Here is a 17,226-nt window from a genome sequence, read left to right as displayed (position 1 = left end):
CCATGGCCACCCCTGACCTGTTTGCGTCGCCCGGGCCGTCGCCTGCCGACCGTATCTCCGAGTTGCGCACCGAACTGCACCAACACGCCCACCGTTATTACGTGCTGGACGAGCCCAGCATTCCCGACGCCGACTACGACCGGCTGTTTCAGGAGTTGCAGGCGCTGGAGGCTGCGCATCCGGAGCTGAGCAGTCCGGATTCGCCAACCGTGCGTGTAGGCGGCAAGCCCCTGGACCAGTTCGCCAGCGTGCGCCATGCCGTGCCCATGCTCAGCATACGCACCGAGACCGACACCGAGGCGACCGGTGCGCACAACTTTGACAGCCGTGTGCGCAAGGAACTGGGTCTGGCCGAGTCCGATCCACCGGTGGAATACGTGGCCGAATTGAAATTCGATGGCCTGGCGATGAGCCTGCGTTATGAGAACGGTTTACTGGTGCAGGCGGCAACACGTGGCGACGGCGAAGTCGGCGAGGACGTGACGCAGAACATCCGCACCATCCGGCAGATCCCGTTGCGCCTGCTCCCTCACCCCAACCCTCTCCCGGGGGGAGAGGTGGCGGGACGGGTAGAGGCTAACGCGGGGGGAGAGGTGGCGGGACGGAGAGAGGCTAACGCGGAAGAGGTCACACCGACTTCCTCCCTCTCCCCCTGGGAGAGGGCAGGGGTGAGGGCTCCCCCAGCAGTTCTCGAAGTGCGTGGCGAGGTTTACATGCGGCGTGACGACTTCGAATCACTCAACGAAAAGCAGCGCGAAAAGATCGCCCAAGGCGCCAAAAACGAAAAAACCTTCGTTAATCCGCGCAACGCCGCCGCTGGTGCAGTGCGGCAGCTGGACCCGGGTATTGCCGCCCAACGCCCCTTGAGCTTTTTTACTTATGGTGTCGGCGAAGTCACGCCACAAGAGGAGGGCGGTCCGCAGTTCGAGACCCACTTCCAGTTGCTGCTGACCCTCAAATCATGGGGTTTTCCGGTCGCAGCCTATACCCAGACTGCGCAAGGTGCTCCTGAATTAATAGCGTTTCACGAAAAGATAGCACGGGAGCGCGACCAGTTGCCCTACGACATCGACGGCGTGGTCTATAAGGTCAACAGCCTGGCCCTGCAGAAAAAACTCGGATTTGTCACGCGCGAGCCGCGCTGGGCCGTGGCGCACAAATACCCGGCGCAGGAGCAAATCACCACCGTGCTGGCCATCGATGTGCAGGTCGGCCGCACCGGCAAACTCACACCAGTGGCCAAGCTGGCGCCGGTGTTTGTCGGCGGCGTGACCGTGACCAATGCCACGCTGCACAACGAGGACGAGGCCAGGCGCAAGGATGTGCGGGTTGGCGACACGGTGATCGTCCGGCGTGCCGGCGACGTGATTCCCGAAGTGGTCAGCGTGCTGGCCGACAAACGCGTGACAGACGCGCCGCAGTTCACCATGCCGCGTAGCTGCCCGGTCTGCGGCTCGGACGCAGTGCGGGAGGAGGGCGAAGCCGACTACCGCTGCACCGGTGGCCTGTTCTGCGGCGCCCAGCGCAAGGAGGCCATCCTGCACTACGCACACCGCCGCGCCGTTGAGGTCGACGGCCTGGGTGACAAACTGGTCGAGCAAATGGTCGATGCCAACATCATCCGCACACTGCCAGACCTCTACAAGCTGGGGCTGACGGCGCTGGCCGGGCTGGAGCGCATGGCCGACAAGTCAGCGCAAAACCTGCTGCAGGCGCTGGAAAAATCCAAATCCACCACTTTGCCGCGTTTCCTGTTCGGCCTGGGCATACGCCACGTGGGCGAGGCCACCGCCAAGGAGCTGGCGCGCCACTTCGGCAAGCTCGATGCGATCATGGACGCCAGCGAAGAGCAACTGCTCGAAGTCAGTGATGTGGGCCCCATCGTGGCCACCAGCCTGCGTACTTTCTTCGATCAGCCGCACAACCGTGAAGTGGTCGAGCAGTTGCGCGCCTGTGGCGTGTCGTGGGTCGAAGGCAAGCCGGCCGCACGCGCGCCCCAACCGCTGTCGGGCAAGACTTTTGTCATCACCGGCACCCTGCCGACGCTGAGCCGCGACGAGGCCAAAGACAAGGTGGAAGCCGCCGGCGGCAAGGTGGCCGGCTCGGTCAGCAGGAAAACCGATTATGTTGTGGCGGGCACCGAGGCCGGCAGCAAGCTGACCAAGGCGCAGGAGCTGGGCATCGCCGTGATTGATGAAACCGGTTTGCTGCTGTTGCTCGAAGCGCCTGCGGGCTAACAGCGTTCAGGCGGGGGTACGCCAGCCTCGGGCATCTTCTCCGGCCGCCGCCACAGCCACACCAGTACACAGGCCATGACGGCAATCACCGCCAGCGCCATCCAGCGTTTTGGCAAAGTCAGCAGCATGAACACCGCACTGGCGCCCATGGTCAGGGTGGTCAGCCATTTGGCGCGCCGGCGCACCACGCCGCCGCGCCGCCATTCGCTCAGCATCGGTCCGAAGCTGGGGTGGCCCTCCAGCCAGGCCAGCAGCCTGGGTGAACTGCGGGCGGCGGCCCAGGCCGACAGCAAGATGAAGGGCACGGTCGGCAACACCGGCAGGAACAGGCCGACAATGCCCAGCAACAGGCTGGTGACCGCCAGAGCGATCAGCAGCCAGCGTACCGGCGCGGTGAGCGCCGCAGGCGGTGCGGCGGCTGGGAGCGCGGGCGCGAGATCGGGTTGGTCGGCCATGCCTTATTTTGCCGTGTGGCGAGTCCGGGTTCTGTAAGCTTGCGGTTTTGGCATTCCTCTCGGGCTGGCGCTGAACGTTGTGGTGATTGATAAGTCCACCTTGCTGGATTGCCGAGACGGTAAACTGCGGCCATGAATCGTCAAACAGCACTCAGGCTTCTCACAGAGCACAAGTCCCGTTTGGTCAGCCAATTCGGTGTGACCAAGCTCGCTTTGTTTGGCTCAACAGCCCGAAATTCAGCCACAGATCAAAGTGATGTCGATGTTCTTGTCGCATTCGATGGTCCAGCAACTTCGGCTCGCTATTTCGGCGTGCAGTTCTACCTCGAAGACCTGTTGGCCTGCCCTGTTGATCTGGTCACGGAGAAAGCGCTTCGAGCCGAGTTTCGACCCTTTGTGGAGCGGGATGCTGTTCATGTCTGAGGCCACGCCAGACCGGGAATGGCGCTTTTGTATCAACGATATGCTCGGTTTCTGCGCCCGCGTGCAAACTTTTACGGCTGGACTCGATCAGGCCGGCTTTGTAGCCGATGCCTTGCGCTTTGATGCCACGGTTCGCAACCTTGAGTTGATTGGCGAGGCGGCCACCCATATCCCCGAATCTGTTCGTACTTCATTGCCGAATATTCCGTGGCGCATGATCATCGCAACGCGCAATCGACTCATTCACGGTTACCTGGGTATCGACAATGACACACTCTGGAGTATTGTCGAAACTGACGTTCCGGCATTGCTTGTCAATCTACAGGCGCTGAAAGCGGAATGGGTGGTATGACCATCCGCGAAATTCTCAAAATGGGCGATCCGCGCCTGCTGCGCATCGCCCCGCCCGCGACCGAATTCGACACCGACGAAATACATATGCTGGTGTCCGACATGTTCGACACCATGCGCTCGGTCAACGGCGCCGGCTTGGCCGCGCCGCAGATCGGCGTGGACCTGCAACTGGTGATTTTCGGCACCGATGCCGTCAATCCGCGTTACCCGGACGCGCCGCTGGTGCCGCGTACCGTGCTGCTCAACCCGGTGATCACGCCGCTGTCGGACGATGAGGAGGACGGCTGGGAAGGCTGCCTGTCGGTGCCCGGCCTGCGCGGGCTGGTGCCGCGTTATTCACGCATCCGTTACACCGGCTTCGACCCCTATGGCGACCCGATAGACCGCACGGTGGACGGCTTTCACGCCCGGGTGGTGCAACACGAATGTGACCACCTGATCGGCAAGCTTTATCCGATGCGTATCCGCGACTTCACGCAGTTCGGTTTTACCGAGGTGCTGTTCCCGGGACTGGACGCGTCCGAAGACGATTGAAACTTCAGCCGCCCTGCGACGCCGGGAGGTCGGCCGGCAGGCGTGCCTTGCCGCCGGGACCCAACACCGAGCGCCACCAGTCGGCGGAGCCTTCCGGCGGCAGCGGCGCGGTGTTCACGGCATGGGCGTCCAGGTAGTCCAGCGTGACGCGGCGCCGATACTGCGCGACCTCCTCACCAGCCAGCTCGATCAGCGGCCGGGCAGCCCCCTGGCTTTGGATCAGCAGCTGTTTCGGCCCGGCGCCGGCCTTGAGCAGCGCTGAGCGCACGGCGATGGCGCGGCGGTCGCCCATTAGCCAGAAGAACCGGTGGCTGCCGGTGCCGTAGCTGTGGCCGGAGACCAGCACGACCTGATCGGGCCGGGTGGCCAGCCAGGCCGCATGGGTGACCAGCAGGTCCCCATACATCTCGGGCACCAGCCAGTTGTCGGGTTCAAAAAAGACCTGGCGGGCCAGCGGCCGCCCGTCATCGTCGCATTCACCGGAGACAAGCAGTTGCTGCTCGCGGGTTAAAAGGGTTTGTGTCTGGGCATGCACGGCAGTCTCCTTGAGCTTGGATGTTCGTTGCCGGACTGCGCGCATCGTTTTAAGCGTCAGTCCCGGATTCGTTCATTGTCTGCCTCGGACAGCCAGGTACAAGAGCCGAACAGCTTGTTCCATGTAACTTTAAGAAAACGTCTTAACTTATTGATATTTATAAGTAAAAATCGATAAACAAGTGCCCGATGACTTGACATGGCAAGAACAACAACCCGGTTTCCGGGCTGCGCTGTCAGGCCGCCAGCGCTTCCAGGATTTCGGTCTCGATGGCGATCTGCGCCTTGTTTTGCTGCAGCTCCGGACCGTCGATCAGGAAGGTGTCTTCCACGCGTTCGCCCAGGGTGGTGACTTTGGCGAGCTGCAGGTTGATGCGGTGGTGCGCCAGTACGCGGGCAATCGAGTACAGCAGGCCGACCCGGTCGCTGGCCGAGACGCTGAGCAGCCAGCGCTGGCCCTTGTCGTCGGGCCGCAGGTCAACCCGCGGTGCAATCGGGAAACTCTTGACTCGGCGCGACACCCGGCCTTTGCCGGGTGGCGGCAGCGGCTTGTTTTCTTCAATCGTGCGGTCCAGGTCGGCCTCGACCATGGCCACCAGTTCGCGGTAGTGCTCGGCCAGGGTCGGGCTCACCACCTGGAAGGTGTCCAGCGCATAACCAGGCGAGCCTTTGTGGGGTTTTGCCGTGTGCACCTTGGCGTCCAGGATGCTCAGGCCCGCTTCCTCGAAATAGCCGCAGATGCGGGCAAACAGGTCGGGCGCGTCGGGCGTGTAGACCAGCACCTGCATGCCTTCGCCGGCGGCCGAGCGGCGCGCCCGCACTACGCATGTGGCCGTGCCGACGTGGCGCGACAGGTGGCGCGCATGCCAGGCGATGTCGCCGGCCTCGTGGCGCATGAAGTAACTGACGTCCAGCGTGTCCCACAGTGCCTTGTGCGCCTCAAACGGCTCGGCATGCAGGGCCAGCATGGCGAGCGCCTCGCGTTTACGGGACTCGACCTCGGCGTCCGCATCGGGCGCGCGGCCGCCCAGCACGCGCAAGGTGTAGCGGTAGAGGTCTTCGAGCAGCTTGCCTTTCCAGGCGTTCCACACCTTGGGACTGGTGCCTCGGATGTCGGCCACCGTCAGCAGGTAGAGCGCCGTCAGATAACGCTCATTGCCGACACGTTTGGCAAAGGCTGCAATGACTTCCGGGTCGCTCAGGTCTTCCTTCTGGGCGATGCGACTCATGGTCAGGTGTTCGCCGACCAGGAATTCAATCAGTTTCGCGTCTTCGGCAGGGATGCCGTGCTGGCGGCAGAACACCCGCACGTCCAGGCAGCCAAGCTCGGAATGGTCGCCGCCTCGGCCTTTGGCGATGTCATGGAACAGCGCGGCGATGTACAGAATCCATGGCTTGTCCCAGCCGGCAGCAAGTTGCGAGCAGGACGGGTACTCGTGCGCGTGTTCCGCCATGAAGAAGCGCCGCACATTGCGCAGCACCATCAAAATGTGCTGGTCCACCGTGTAAACGTGAAACAGATCGTGCTGCATCTGACCGACGATCTTGCGGAACACCCACAGGTAGCGGCCCAGCACCGAGGTCTGGTTCATCAGGCGCATGGCGTGGGTGATGCCCGAGGGCTGCTGCAGGATCTGCCGGAAGGTATCACGGTTGACCGGGTCGCTGCGAAAGCCGGCGTTCATGATGCTGCGCGTGTTGTACAGCGCGCGCAAGGTGCGGGCCGACAGGCCCTGGATGCCGGGCGTGGTCTGGAACAGCAAAAAGGTTTCCAGGATGGCGTGCGGCTCGCGCTGGTACAGGTCGTCGCTGGCCACCTCGATCATGCCGCCCTTGTCGAAAAAGCGTTCGTTGATGACCAGCATCGGCGCGTTGTGCGGGTTGATCCGCTCCTCGATGTTGAGCAGCAGAATCTGGTTGAGCTGGGTCACCGCCTTGGCCGCCCAGTAATAACGCTTCATCAGCGCTTCGCTGGCCCGCACCATGGGCCGTTTCGCCGACGGGCCGCCCCTAGGCGAAACAGCCCCCTCGGGGGGCAGCGAGGACACGCCAGTGCCGAGCGTGGGGGCACTGTGATAACCGAAGGATTCGGCGACAGCGGTCTGCAGGTCGAACACCAGCCGATCTTCGCGCCGACCAGAAATCAAGTGCAGGCGCGCGCGGATCAGGCTCAGCAGGGCCTCATTGGCCTTGATCTGGCGCACTTCGAAGGCGGTTGCCATGCCGTTGCGGGCCAGTTCGTCCCATGTCTTGCCCAGGCCGGCGGCACTGGCCACCCACAGCACCAGTTGCAGGTCGCGCAGGCCGCCTGGGGACTCCTTGCAATTGGGCTCCAGCGCGTAGGGCGTGTTTTCGAACTTGTTGTGGCGCTGGCGCATCTCCAGCGTTTTGGCCACAAAAAAGGCCTGCGGGCTCATCGCGGTGTCGAGCTGGGCGACCAGGGCCGCAAAAATCTTGGTGGAGCCGGCCACCAGGCGCGCCTCCAGCAGCGAGGTTTGCACTGTCACGTCTTTGGCGGCTTCCTCGACGCAGCCTGAAACCGTGCGCACGCTGGAGCCGATCTCCAGGCCGCTGTCCCAGCAGGCGCCTATAAAACTTTCGATCCTGCTTTTGAGCGCCGGGTTGCCGTCCACCTGCGAGTCGTCGCGCAGCAGCAGCAGCACATCAACATCCGAATTGGGGAACAGCTCGCCACGGCCGAAACCGCCGACAGCTACCAGTGCGCAACCGGGCGGGAAGTCGGCGCCTTGCCAGAGTTGGCGCAGGGTCGCGTCGGTGTGCCGTGCCAGCCGGCGCAGCAGGCTGTGGATGCCGCGTGTGGCGGAGCCGCTGCCGGCCAGCGAGGCCAGCAGCGCGTTTTTGCCGGCGCGGTATTGCTCGCGCAAAGCGGCCGCTTCGGTCAGTGCAGGCGAGGAAGGCAGCGCGGACAGCATCTGCGGGCGGCGGGATGCGGCGATGCGCCGGCTCAGACCGCCAGGTCGGCCGTGGCGGGCGCGGAGGCGGCGTGGTACGCCGCGACAAAGTCCGGCGTGGCCGGGCTGCCAGCCGACAGGGTCAGCACCTCGTAGCCGGTCGGGGTCACCAGCACCGTGTGTTCCCACTGGGCCGACAGCGAATGGTCGCGCGTGACGATGGTCCAGCCGTCTTTTTCGGCACCGTCCTTGATGTCGCGTTTGCCGGCGTTGATCATGGGCTCGATGGTGAAGGTCATGCCGGGCTTGAGCGCTTCGAGCGTGCCCGGGCGGCCGTAATGCAGCACCTGGGGCTCTTCATGAAAACGCTGGCCGATGCCGTGGCCGCAGAACTCGCGCACCACTGAAAAGCCCTGCTTCTCGGCAAAGGTCTGGATCGCAAAACCGATGTCGCCCAGCCGCACGCCCGGCTTGACGCGCATGATGCCCTGCCACATGGCTTCGAAGGTGACCCGGCACAGGCGTTTGGCGGCGATGGAGACCTCGCCGATCATGTACATGCGGCTGTTGTCGCCGTACCAGCCTTCTTTGGTGATCACGGTGACATCGATGTTCATGATGTCGCCCTTTTTGAGCGGCTTGTCGTTCGGGATGCCATGGCAGACCACGTGGTTCAGTGAGGTGCATAGTGAGGCGGGGTAGGGCGGGTAGCCCGGCGGCTGGTAGCCCAGGGTGGCCGAGACCGTGCCCTGCACCTTGACCATGTAGTCGTTGGCCAGCTTGTCGATCTCGCGCGTGGTGACGCCAGCTTTGATGAAAGGGGTGAGGTAGTCCAGCACCTCGGACGCCAGTTTGCACGCAACGCGCATGCCTTCAATGCCCGCTGCATCTTTGTACGTAATACTCATGCTGCGATTATCCCACTTGGACATTGCGGGGGCAGGGCGCGCCGGCATCGCTGATAAAATTCAGGGTTAACGAGCACCCCCGGCAAGCGCCAGCCCGCTCTGCCGACAACCACAAGGCCACCGCCACCGTGACCCTGCACCTGACGACTTTCGAGGGCGATGCCCACGGCATCAGCGCCCTGAGCGACTTCCGCGTCCAGCAACTGCTTCCCCGCCTGCAAGCCATAGAACCCAAAATCAGCGGCATCAGCGCCCGTTTTGTGCACCTGGTGGCCACCGAGGCCCCGCTGGGCGAGGCGCTCAAGGCGCGCCTGGCCGCGCTGCTCAGGTATGGCAAACCCGCTGCGGCGGCCGGCGCGGACAGCCTGCGGTTCATCGTTTCGCCGCGTTTCGGCACGGTCTCGCCCTGGGCCTCCAAGGCCACCGACATCGCCCACAACTGCGGACTGGCGGTTAAACGCATTGAGCGCATCACTGAGTACAACGTGAGCCTCGCCTCCGGGTTCTTCAGCAAGGGCGCACTCGATGCGGCCCAGCGCGGTCAGGTTGCGGCGCTGCTGCACGACCGCATGACAGAAAGTGTGATGGACGACCGGGCGCAGGCCGCCGGCCTGTTCACCGAGTTGCAGGGGGCGGCCCTGCAGACGATTGACGTGCTGGCTGGCGGCAAGGCGGCGCTGGAAGCCGCCAACAGCGAGTTCGGCCTGGCGCTGGCGCTTGACGAGATCGATTACCTGGTGAACGCCTTCACCCAGCTCAAGCGCAACCCGACCGACGTCGAGCTGATGATGTTCGCCCAGGCCAACAGTGAACACTGCCGCCACAAGATTTTCAATGCCGACTTCACCATCGACGGCGTGGCCCAGGACAAAAGCCTGTTCGGCATGATCCGCAATACTGAAAAGCTGCACCCGCAGCACACGGTGGTGGCCTACTCCGACAATGCCTCCGTCATGGAAGGCCTGCCAGTCCAGAAGTTTTATGCCAAATCGGCCTCCAGCCCATACGCAGCGGGCGCAAGCAGCTATCAAAGTTATAGCGCCTCGGAGGACGTGCTGACACATGTACTGATGAAGGTCGAGACCCACAACCACCCGACGGCGATCTCGCCTTTCCCCGGCGCCTCTACCGGCGCCGGCGGCGAGATTCGTGACGAGGGCGCGACCGGGCGTGGCTCCAAACCCAAGGCCGGTCTGACCGGCTTCACCGTGTCGCGCCTGTGGGGCGGCGCTTTCGGCAAACCCGAACATATCGCCAGCCCGCTGCAGATCATGACCGAGGGCCCGCTGGGCGGCGCCGCCTTCAACAACGAGTTCGGCCGGCCCAATCTGTCCGGTTACTTTCGCGAATACGAACAAACCGTGGGCGGCCAGCGCTGGGGTTACCACAAGCCCATCATGATCGCCGGCGGCGTCGGCACCATCGACGCACGCCTGACCCAAAAAATCCTGTTCCCGGCCGGCACGCTGCTGATCCAGCTCGGCGGCCCCGGCATGCGCATCGGCATGGGCGGCAGCGCGGCCAGCTCCATGGCCTCGGGCGCCAACGCGGCCCAGCTCGACTTCGATTCGGTGCAGCGCGGCAACCCCGAGATCGAACGGCGTGCGCAGGAAGTCATCAACCAGTGCGCCCAGCTTGGCAGCGTCAACCCGATTCTGGCGATCCACGATGTCGGCGCCGGCGGCCTGTCCAACGCCTTCCCCGAGCTGGTCAACGACGCCGGGCGCGGCGCGCGTTTCGACTTGCGCGCCGTGCCGCTGGAAGAGAGTGGGCTTTCGCCGAAGGAAATCTGGAGCAACGAAAGCCAGGAACGCTACGTGATGGCGATTGCGCCGGAGTCGCTGGCGCAATTCACCGCGTTTTGTGAGCGCGAGCGTTGTCCGTTTGCGGTGATTGGCGTGGCGACTGAAAAGCCGCAGCTTGTAGTGTCAGATGCCGGGGAGCCCCTCACCCCAACCCTCTCCCCAGAGGGGCGAGGGAGCAACGCGGTATTCCTCCCTCTCCCCCTGGGAGAGGGCAGAGGTGAGGGCCTCCCCGCTTCCATCCCCGTAAATATGCCGATGAACGTGCTGCTGGGCAAACCGCCCAAGATGCACCGCGACGTCAAGTCGGTACAGAACCAAATCAAACCGATCAACCTGACCGGCGTGGACCTGCAAAAAAGCGCGATTGCCGTGCTGAGCCACCCGACCGTCGCGTCCAAACGTTTCCTGATCACGATTGGCGACCGCACCGTCGGTGGCCTGACGCACCGGGACCAGATGGTCGGCCCCTGGCAGGTGCCGGTGGCCGACTGCGCCGTAACCCTGGCCGATTACGCCGGTTTTGCCGGCGAAGCCATGAGCATGGGTGAACGCACGCCGCTGGCGGCCGTGGGCTCGGGTGGAGCCGCCGCCTCCGGCCGCATGGCGGTGGCCGAGGCCATCACCAATTTGCTGGCCGCACCCATCGAGCTGCCGCGTGTCAAGCTGTCCGCCAACTGGATGGCGGCTTGCGGTGAACCCGGCCAGGACGCTGCGCTGTACGCAACCGTGAAAGCCGTCGGCATGGAACTGTGCCCGGCGCTCGGCGTGTCGATCCCGGTCGGCAAGGATTCGCTGTCCATGCGCACAGTCTGGTCCGAAAACGGCGCCAGCAAAAAGGTCACTTCGCCGGTGTCGCTGATCGTCAGCGCCTTTGCGACGCTGCCCGACGTACGCGGCACCTTGACCCCGCAGCTCGACGCGCTTGAAGCCGACAGCACGCTGATCCTGATCGACCTGGGCAAGGGTCAAAACCGCATGGGCGGCTCCATCCTGGCGCAGACGCTGGAACTCGAAGACGGCGAGGTGCCGGACCTCGACGAGCCGCAAGACCTGGTGAACCTGGTCAACGCCATCAACGACTTGCGCCGCCAGGGTCGGCTGCTGGCCTACCACGACCGCAGCGACGGCGGGCTGTTCGCCAGCGTCTGCGAAATGGCGTTTGCCGGCCATGTGGGTGTCTCCCTCAACATCGACATGTTGCTGCTCGAAGGCGACGGCATCTCAGACAGCCGCATGGACAGCGGCGACAGCAAGAACTGGGCGTCGCAGGTCGGCGCGCGCCGCGAAGAACTGACCTTGAAGGCGCTGTTCAACGAGGAAATCGGCGCGGTGATCCAGGTGCGTACCAAGATGCGCAACGAAGTCATGTTGACCCTGCGCGAGCATGGCCTGTCCAGGTTCAGCCACTTCATCGGCAAGACCCGGCCCCCACACGCTTCGCTGGAGGTCGGGAAGGGCGAGGTCCAGGTCTGGCGCGACACCAAAGCCGTTTTCAGCGCCAAGCTGCAGGACTTGCACCAGGTCTGGGACAGCGTGAGCTGGAAGATCAACCAGCAGCGCGACAACCCGGCCTGCGCCGATGCCGAACATGCGGCCGCTGGCGACCCGCTGGACCCCGGTTTGCATGTGTATTCGCCGCCGCCCCTCACCCCAACCCTCTCCCCAGAGGGGCGAGGGAGCCATTCAGTCTTGCCCCCTCTCCCCCTGGGAGAGGGCAGGGGTGAGGGCTCCCCGGCACTGATGTTGTCGCGCCCGAAAGTGGCCATCCTGCGCGAGCAGGGCGTCAACTCGCATATCGAGATGGCCTACGCCTTCACCCAGGCCGGTTTCGAGGCCTTTGATGTGCACATGACCGACCTGCAGACCGGCCGCGCGCAATTGGCGGATTTCAGTGGCGTGGTCGCCTGCGGCGGCTTCAGCTACGGCGACACGCTGGGCGCCGGCATTGGCTGGGCCCGCTCCATCACCTTCAACCCGGCCCTGTCGGCGCAGTTCCAGGCCTTCTTTGGCCGCACCGATACCTTCGGCTTGGGCGTGTGCAACGGCTGCCAGATGTTTGCCGAGTTGGCCGACATCATTCCGGGCGCCGAAGCCTGGCCGCGTTTCACCACCAATTGCAGCGAGAGATTCGAGGCGCGCCTGAGTCAGGTAGAGGTTCTGGATTCCCCCAGCCTGTTCTTTACGGGCATGGTCGGCCACCGGCTGCCGATTGCCGTGGCGCATGGCGAGGGTTATGCCAACTTTGCGCACCGGGGCGATGCGGCCAAAGCGATTGCCACCATGCGATTCACCGACAACCACGGACAGGCGACGGAGCAATACCCGGCCAACCCCAATGGCAGCGCCGGCGGCTTGACGGCGGTAACCACCGCCGATGGCCGCTTCACAGCCATGATGCCGCACCCTGAGCGCGTATTCCGCAACATCCAGATGAGCTGGACGCCGCTGGACAAGTCCGGGCCGAGTCCATGGATGCAGCTCTGGCGCAACGCGCGCCGCTGGGTGGGGTGAGGGCTGGGATGGGTTAGCATGCTATTCATTCCAGTCAATTTCTAACGGGACGGTCAACGATGAAGCGATATTTACTGAGCGTGCTTGTGGGTCTGGGCACTGTCTTCATCGGTGTCGGGGCAAACGCCCAAACCTACCCGGTCAAACCTGTGCGCCTGGTCGTACCGTTCCCGGCCGGCGGCGCCACCGACATCCTGGCGCGCACCATCAGCCAGAAGGCGTCGGAAAAACTGGGCCAGCAAATCGTCATCGACAACCGGCCCGGCGCGGGTGGCACCATCGGCTCCGACCATGTGGCCAAGTCCGCGCCGGACGGCTACACCTTGCTGATCGCCACCGGCAGTACGCATTCGATCGGCCCCATCATCAATCCGAAAATCCCGTACAACGTCGAGCGGGATTTTTTGCCGATAGTGTATGTCGCGCAGACCAGCAGCGTGCTGGTGGTGCCGGCCAGCCTGCCGGTCAAGAACCTGGCCGAGTTCATTGCCCTGGCCAAGTCCAAGCCCGGTCAGCTCAATTACGGCTCCAGCGGCAACGGCACCAACAGCCACCTTAGCAGTGAGTTGTTCAAGGCGCAGGCGGGCGTGTTCATCACCCACATTCCCTACCGCGGCACCGGCCTGGTCTTCAATGACATGATGTCCGGCCAGGTCCACATGCTGATGGACAACTATGTGACCTCCCAGAGCAACATCAAGGAGGGCAAGCTGCGCGTGCTGGGTGTGACCACGCCGCAGCGCGTACCTTTCCTGCCCGACGTGCCAACGCTGTCCGAGCAGGGCCTCAAGGGTTTCGACGTGAGCAACTGGTTTGGCATCTATGCGCCCAAGGGCGCGGGTGCCGACATCGTCAACCGCGTCAATGCCGCCTTCAATCAGGCGCTGCAGGAGCCAGAGATGCAAAAGCGGCTTGCCACCTTGGGCGCCACACCTACTGGCGGCACACCCGAGCAGATGGGCAAGATGGTGGCAGCCGACACCGCCAGGTGGGCCAAGCTGATTCGCGACCGCAAGATCGTCGTCGAATAATCAGTGCTGCCGCGATCAAACCGGCAGCTCACATGCCGACGGGGTAGCCGTCCTTGCGATGGTCCGACGCCGCGATGTAGCCGTTTTGCGTGGTCATCGCCATCTGCGCACAGCCGAACTCGGTGTTGAAGCGCGGCGCCACCGTGATCTGATGGCCGCGCGCGCGCAGCCCGGCTACGGCTTCCGGCGAAAAATTCCATTCCACCGCCACCGAGCTGTTGTCGTCCATCACGCGCCAGCGCGGCGCATCGCTGGCGGCCTGGGGGTTCTGGCCGTAGTCGGCAATGCGGCTGGTGACCTGCAGATGGCCCTGTGCCTGCATCGAGCCACCCATCAGCCCAAAGCTCATGAGGGGCACACCGTCGCGGGTCAAAAAGCCGGGAATGATGGTGTGGAAGGGCCGCTTGCCCGGTGCCACCTGGTTGGGGTGGCCAGGCTGGAGGGTAAAGCCCCAACCCCGGTTGTGCAGGGCGATGCCGGTGTGGGGCACCACCACGCCGGAACCGAAACCCTTGAAGTTGGACTGGATGAAAGACACCATCATGCCGCGCTCGTCGGCGGCGGTCAGATAAACCGTGCCGCCGCTGTGCGGTGAGCCGGCACGGGCTGGCGCGGCGCGGTCGGGGTTGATGAGTTTGGCGCGCGCAGCCAGGTAGGAGCTGCTCAGCAAATCGGCAGCCGATACGGCGAGCATGGCATTGGGGTCGGCGACGAACTCCTGCAGGTCGGCAAATGCCAGCTTCATGGCTTCGATCTGCAGGTGCTGCGACAGTGCCGAGTCCACGCCGGCCGCCTTCAGGTCGAAGTGCTGCAGCATGCCGAGTGCCATGAGGGCGCCTATGCCCTGGCCGTTGGGTCCGATCTCGTGCAGCTTGAGATCGCGGTAAGACACCGAGATCGGTTCCACCCACTCGGCCTGATGCGCTGCCAAATCATCCTCATCCATCAGGCCACCGGTGTTGCGCGCGTGGTCGGCGATGGCCTTGCCCAGCTCGCCGCGGTAGAAGTCATCGCCTTTGCTGGCGGCAATGCGTTCCAGGGTGCGGGCCTGACCGGGACAAATGAACTGCTCACCCGGCAGGGGCGCACGTCCGTCGGGGGCGAAGGCCTCCCGGTAGCCGGGCTGCGGCAAGAGCTCCGCCACCTGGGCCTGCCACTGCCGGTGCACGGTGGGCGACACCATGTAGCCGTGGCGGGCGTAACGCAGCGCCGGCTCGAACAGCTCGGCAAACGGCACGCTGCCGAAGCGGTCGAACAGCGCGCGCCAGGCTGAGACCGTGCCGGGTACGGTGACCGAGTCCCAGCCGCGTTGTGGCATGGCTGTATAACGAGAAAAATGCTCTGGCGTCCAGCGCCGCGGCGCCCGCCCGGAGGCATTGAGGCCGTGCATGCGCCGGCCGTCCCAGATGATGGCAAAGGCATCGCCGCCTAAGCCGTTCATGCAGGGCTCCACCACCGTCAGCGTGATGGCCGTGGCCAGTGCGGCATCGACCGCATTGCCGCCGCGCGCCAGCATCAGCAGCCCGGCGGCCGACGCCAGTGGTTGGGAGGTGCTGACCACGTTGCGCGCGAGCAGCGGCATGCGCTGGGAGGTGTAGGGGAAATCCCAGAAAGCGGAGGTATCAGATGTCATGAGGGGCAGATGGAAGGAAAGTGGCTGGGCCACGAAGAAAAAAGAGCCGGCGCCCTGGCCCGGCTGGCCTATGTTCAGACACTGGGAACGTGTGTTTCTGAAGGCAGGGCGCTTCAGCGTTGAGGGCCGGCAACCGCCGCGCCTTCGATCTTATGCCGCGCCAGTGCTTCGGCCACAAAACCCGAGGCCTTCATTTCTTCCACAAAAGCCGTCACATAACGCGCGCCGGCCTCGCGGCCCTTGGGCAGGCCCATGGCCTGCTGGATCACCATGAAGCGGCCATCCAGCAGACGCAGGCCCGGCAGGCGCCTGGCGTCTGCCTGAAGCTGCTGCTTCACGCCGGCGGCCACCTCGATGTTTTGCGCGAGAAAGGTGTCGGTGACTGCGGGTGAGGTCGGCGCTTTCACGAGTTTGGCGTTTTTCAATTCGCGCGTGAGGTAGAGGTCGTAGGCGCTGCCATTGCCGACGACGATGCGGTTGCCGGGACGGTCCACCTCGGCGTTGCTTTTGATCGGCGAGCTGTTTTTGACCAGGTAGGCGCCTTCAATGATGACGTAGGGCGGGGTCTGCGCCATGCCGGCGCCGCGCACCGGGTCAATGGCGACGAAACCAATGTCCACCTGCGCCGCGGTCACCGCTTCGACCACCTTGCCGGCAGCCTGGAAGGTGACCAGTTCGACCGGCACGCCGAGGCGCCGCCCCAGTTCGCGTGCCAGGTCCACGGACACGCCGCGTGCTTCGCCGGTGGCCGCATCTTTGGTCGCCAGGATGGGATTGCCGAAGTTGATGGCGGCGCGCAGCTTGCCGGTGGGGGCCAGCTCGGCGACGGGGGGCGGCGAAGACGTGGCGCAGGCTGCGAGCGTGGCGACCAGTCCCAGGCAGAGGAGGGGGTGGATCAGGAAACGCATCAGAAGTCGAATTTCTGGCCAGGCTCGCCGACCAGCATTCGGGCGGTGCCGGGGGCCGTGCCCAGGGCGGTCTGGAATTCAGCCGGCGTGCCGCGCAATACGGGGGTGGTGCCGTAGTGGATAGGCAGTGCAAATTTCGGTTTGATCATGTCGCGCACTGCCATGGCGGCGTCCTTGGGGTTCATCACGAAGTGGCCGCCGATGGGGATCAGCACCAGGTCGGGACGGTACATGTCGCCGAACACGCCGGTATCACCCATGTGCCAGATCTTGAAGCCGTTTTCCATCTCGAGGATGAAGCCGACCGGCTCGCCGCCGACATGCACCTCATCTTTGCCGGTGGCCGGGTTTTTATAGGCCAGCTCAGACGAATGTTCGGCACGCACGGCAGTGATTTTCACGCCCGTGGGCCCGAAGGGCATGATGGTGCCGCCCTTGCCGAAACGCGGCGCCAGTTCCGCCGGCAGGATGCCCAGGGTGCTGACGGTCTGGTTCATACCGGCGGGACCGTACATTGGGGCTTTGTGCATCAGCGCCAGCGCGGGCGCATCGGCAAAGTGGTCGAAGTGCGCATGGGTGACCAGGATCAGGTCTACCTTGCCCAGAGCGTCAAGCGTCTTGAAGTTGGCGGGTGTTTTGGGGTTGGAGACGAGCCAGGGGTCGATCATGATGACCTTGCCGGTTGGTGTGGTGATGCGGGTGGCAGCTTGACCCAGCCACAACACCTCGGTTTTTCCATTCTGGGCAAACGCCACCGTCGCGCTGCACAAAGCGGCTGTAGCGAGCAGACCGCGCAACAGGCGGGCGGTGAGGGCCAAGGGCTGGGACATGGTGAACTCCTGGTTTGGTTGGTATGCCATCTATTGGAGCGGTTGACTGTATATCCGTCAACCGGGGAAGTGCAGGAGAGCATTGGAAAGGCTTCACCGATTCCCGCCTTTCGCGTCGGCGGCGTCCTACATGCCGTGCACTGCCGGCCTC

At 64.2% G+C, this 17,226-nt stretch carries 13 protein-coding genes; 6 read left to right on the top strand and 7 right to left on the bottom strand.

Translation table 11 applies throughout. The features are described from left to right. The first annotated feature begins 2 nt into the window (after window positions 1-2). The gene (gene ligA, locus Q8O29_RS14905) at window positions 3-2,237 is read left to right on the top strand and encodes an NAD-dependent DNA ligase LigA (protein WP_305564130.1); all 2,235 of its coding nucleotides are present in this window, start codon (window positions 3-5) and stop codon (window positions 2,235-2,237) included. On the opposite strand, the gene Q8O29_RS14900 is transcribed toward ligA, so the two are convergent. Next, window positions 2,234-2,692 (bottom strand): YbaN family protein, encoded by a 459-nt coding sequence (locus Q8O29_RS14900; protein ID WP_305564128.1) that lies wholly within the window; start codon window positions 2,690-2,692, stop codon window positions 2,234-2,236. The genes ligA and Q8O29_RS14900 overlap by 4 nt on opposite strands. Before the next feature lie 132 nt (window positions 2,693-2,824). Between Q8O29_RS14900 and Q8O29_RS14895 the strand changes: the two genes are divergently transcribed. Genes Q8O29_RS14895 through def form a run of 3 tightly spaced genes read left to right on the top strand, consistent with a single transcriptional unit; the run spans window position 2,825 to window position 4,003 of the window. Further along, entirely contained in the window at window positions 2,825-3,115 is a 291-nt protein-coding gene (locus Q8O29_RS14895; protein WP_305564126.1) for a nucleotidyltransferase family protein, read from the top strand. Further along, window positions 3,099-3,467, top strand: coding sequence for a DUF86 domain-containing protein (locus Q8O29_RS14890; protein ID WP_305564124.1), 369 nt, complete (start codon window positions 3,099-3,101; stop codon window positions 3,465-3,467). Before Q8O29_RS14895 ends, Q8O29_RS14890 begins: the two co-directional genes overlap by 17 nt. Next, complete coding sequence (gene def / locus Q8O29_RS14885; protein ID WP_305564122.1) at window positions 3,464-4,003, top strand: peptide deformylase; 540 nt, start codon at window positions 3,464-3,466, stop codon at window positions 4,001-4,003. The genes Q8O29_RS14890 and def overlap by 4 nt, the downstream gene beginning before the upstream one ends. 4 nt (window positions 4,004-4,007) lie before the next feature. Here def and Q8O29_RS14880 read toward each other — a convergent pair whose 3' ends face one another. The 3 genes from Q8O29_RS14880 to map form a co-directional block, all read right to left on the bottom strand. Beyond that, window positions 4,008-4,538, bottom strand: coding sequence for an OmpA family protein (locus tag Q8O29_RS14880; RefSeq protein ID WP_305564120.1), 531 nt, complete (start codon window positions 4,536-4,538; stop codon window positions 4,008-4,010). Between the two features lie 235 nt (window positions 4,539-4,773). Next, complete coding sequence (locus tag Q8O29_RS14875) at window positions 4,774-7,470, bottom strand: [protein-PII] uridylyltransferase (RefSeq protein WP_305564118.1); 2,697 nt, start codon at window positions 7,468-7,470, stop codon at window positions 4,774-4,776. Between the two features lie 32 nt (window positions 7,471-7,502). Further along, complete coding sequence (map, locus tag Q8O29_RS14870; RefSeq protein ID WP_371134252.1) at window positions 7,503-8,357, bottom strand: type I methionyl aminopeptidase; 855 nt, start codon at window positions 8,355-8,357, stop codon at window positions 7,503-7,505. 128 nt (window positions 8,358-8,485) lie between these two features. On the opposite strand from map, the gene purL reads away from it, so the two are divergent. Both purL and Q8O29_RS14860 read left to right on the top strand, forming a co-directional pair. Beyond that, window positions 8,486-12,673, top strand: coding sequence for a phosphoribosylformylglycinamidine synthase (purL, locus tag Q8O29_RS14865; protein ID WP_305564114.1), 4,188 nt, complete (start codon window positions 8,486-8,488; stop codon window positions 12,671-12,673). 59 nt (window positions 12,674-12,732) lie between these two features. Continuing rightward, entirely contained in the window at window positions 12,733-13,704 is a 972-nt protein-coding gene (locus Q8O29_RS14860) for a tripartite tricarboxylate transporter substrate binding protein (protein ID WP_305564112.1), read from the top strand. A gap of 28 nt (window positions 13,705-13,732) precedes the next feature. On the opposite strand, the gene Q8O29_RS14855 is transcribed toward Q8O29_RS14860, so the two are convergent. The 3 genes from Q8O29_RS14855 to Q8O29_RS14845 form a co-directional block, all read right to left on the bottom strand. Continuing rightward, a complete protein-coding gene (locus tag Q8O29_RS14855; RefSeq protein ID WP_305564110.1) occupies window positions 13,733-15,337 on the bottom strand; it encodes a gamma-glutamyltransferase family protein in 1,605 nt (534 codons plus the stop codon). 113 nt (window positions 15,338-15,450) lie between these two features. Next, window positions 15,451-16,245, bottom strand: a complete 795-nt coding sequence (locus Q8O29_RS14850) for an ABC transporter substrate-binding protein (protein WP_305564108.1) — start codon at window positions 16,243-16,245, stop codon at window positions 15,451-15,453. Further along, window positions 16,245-17,075 (bottom strand): metal-dependent hydrolase, encoded by an 831-nt coding sequence (locus tag Q8O29_RS14845; RefSeq protein WP_305564106.1) that lies wholly within the window; start codon window positions 17,073-17,075, stop codon window positions 16,245-16,247. Before Q8O29_RS14845 ends, Q8O29_RS14850 begins: the two co-directional genes overlap by 1 nt. Between the last annotated feature and the right edge of the window lie 151 nt (window positions 17,076-17,226).

The organism is Polaromonas sp. (genome assembly GCF_030689685.1).
Classification (GTDB): Bacteria; Pseudomonadota; Gammaproteobacteria; order Burkholderiales; family Burkholderiaceae_C; genus Polaromonas.
The sequence above is the reverse complement of the archived record's forward strand: the minus strand, read 5'-3'. Positions and strand labels throughout refer to the sequence as shown.